This is a genomic window from Citrobacter sp. VF227, assembly GCF_052950715.1.
In genome coordinates this window covers 1-466 of sequence record NZ_JBRFVF010000403.1, presented here as the reverse complement: position 1 = coordinate 466, position 466 = coordinate 1, and the positions used below count along the sequence as shown (strand labels likewise).

Sequence of the window (466 nt, the reverse complement as noted above, 5' to 3'; positions counted from 1 at the left end):
GTACGGGCTGTGGCTGGCCGACCGGCACCACCTGCTGCGCGCGCTGGACGAGTTGCGCGGGCGCGATCTCGTGTGCTGGTGCGCGCCACTGGCCTGCCACGGCGATCTTCTGAAGTACCTCGCGAACGCCATCCGCGACGAACGGATCGCGTGGTGGCGCGGGGTAAAGGAGGCCTACGCCATCGTTGCCGTGTAGCGCTCCACGCCGCCCAGCCTGTCCTGCTGACGTCTCCCCCCCGAGCCTCGCGGCTCGGGGCTTTTCGTCGAGGCCTTGGGGCTGGCCTGTGCCTCGCGCGGAGCCTCCGGCAGGAGCTTTCTCGTCTCCCGGTCGTAGTGGCCGAGACGCGTCCGCTTCGCCAGCCGGGCGCGCTTGCGCGTGTAGAACGGCGCGACCATCGGATAGCCCTCCGGCAGGCCCCACTTCGCCCGATAGGCCTCGGGTGTGAGGCCAAAACTCGTCAGGTGG

The 466-nt window shown here is 70.2% G+C and carries 2 protein-coding genes; one reads left to right on the top strand and one right to left on the bottom strand.

Translation table 11 applies throughout. The annotated features are described in order from the left end of the window. The coding region (locus ACU8YC_RS26985) for a DUF4326 domain-containing protein (RefSeq protein ID WP_446896259.1) at positions 1–196 on the top strand (196 nt) is incomplete at its 5' end. On the opposite strand, the gene ACU8YC_RS26980 is transcribed toward ACU8YC_RS26985, so the two are convergent. Continuing rightward, a partial coding sequence (locus tag ACU8YC_RS26980; protein WP_446896258.1) for a MucR family transcriptional regulator occupies positions 175–466 on the bottom strand: 292 nt, incomplete at its 5' end. The genes ACU8YC_RS26985 and ACU8YC_RS26980 overlap by 22 nt on opposite strands.